We start from the raw sequence: 1,401 nt of genomic DNA, 5'->3' as shown, positions 1-1,401 counted from the left end.
GGCCGCGTCCCGCTGAGTGGTGGAGTTTCTCGACACCGTGCGGGTCAGCTGTAGTTGATTATGCGGCTTTGAGTTCGGGGATGGTCACCTCCTCTGCGGGCTCGGTCAGGAGCTTCATGGACTGCTCGCTGAAGTAGCGGCGGTCGCCGGCGTCCCATTCATCGTGCTGCTCGACGAGGACCGCCCCGGCCAGGCGCAACAGGGCGGCGGGGTTGGGGAAGACGCCCACGACGTCGGTGCGGCGTTTGATCTCCTTGTTCACCCGTTCCAAGGGGTTCGTGGACCAGATCTGCCGCCAGTGCGCCTGCGGGAACGCCGCGAAGGCGGTGATGTCGTCCTTCGCAGCCTCGAGCATCGCGGCCACCTTGGGGTGGGACCGCTCGAGCATGCGGGTCACCTCGCCCAGCTGCGTCATCACGTGCTCGGCGTCGGGCTGGGCGAAGACGGTGCGGATGATCGAGGCGACCATCTGGCCGGCGGCCTTCGGCACCTGGGCGAGGACATTCCTGAGGAAGTGCACCCGGCACCGCTGCCAGCTGGCGCCCTGGAGGACGGTCTGGATCGCAGCGATCAGCCCGGTGTGCGCATCCGAGATCGCCAGCTGAACACCATCCAGTCCGCGGGCCTTCAGGGTGCGCAGGAACTCCGTCCAGAACGCCTGCGACTCGGTATCCCCGACCTCGAAGCCGAGCACCTCGCGGCGGCCGTCGGCCGCGATGCCGACGGCCACGACGACGGCTTGGGAGACGACCCGGTGATTCACCCGCGCCTTGCAGTACGTGGCGTCGAGGAACACGTACGGATACGCGCCCGAAAGCGGCCGGTCCCGGAACGCTGCGACTTCCTCGTCGAGGTCGGCGCAGATGCGCGAGACCTCGGACTTCGAGATGCCGGTATCGGCGCCGAGGGCCTTGACGAGGTCGTCGACCTTCCGGGTCGAGACGCCGTGAAGGTAGGCCTCCATCACGACCGCGAACAGCGCCTGGTCCACCCGGCGCCGCCGCTCCAGCAGCGACGGGAAGAAGCTGCCCTGCCGCAGCTTCGGGATCTTCAGCTCGAGCTGCCCGGCCGTGGTCTCCAGCACCCTGGGCCGGGTGCCGTTGCGCACTGCGCGGCGCTCGCTGGTGCGCTCGTACCGGGCCGCCCCGATGAACGCGGCGGCCTCCGCGTCGATGAGTTCCTGGTAGAGCGCCTCGGTCGCCTTCCTGATGCGATCCGAGACATCCGTGAGTTTCAATTCCCCGAGCAGCTCGAGGAGGGCAGACTGGTCCAGAGCCATCGTGCCTTGTGTCCTTCCGTGAGATTCCTAGACAGTTCTCACTGACCATCGCACGATGGCTCACCACGTTCACGACGTGACACTCGGCGCCCGAGATCTACACCACTCCACGGGACGCGGCC

Annotated in this window: 1 protein-coding gene; it reads right to left on the bottom strand. The window is 67.5% G+C overall.

The window, feature by feature from the left end; translation table 11 throughout:
• Nucleotides 1-58: 58 nt before the first annotated feature.
• Complete coding sequence (locus tag ACYVII_RS19065) at nucleotides 59-1,279, bottom strand: IS256 family transposase (protein ID WP_460537922.1); 1,221 nt, start codon at nucleotides 1,277-1,279, stop codon at nucleotides 59-61.
• Nucleotides 1,280-1,401 lie beyond the last annotated feature (122 nt).

Source organism: Humibacter ginsengiterrae (assembly GCF_054780115.1).
The sequence above is the reverse complement of the archived record's forward strand: the minus strand, read 5'-3'. Positions and strand labels throughout refer to the sequence as shown.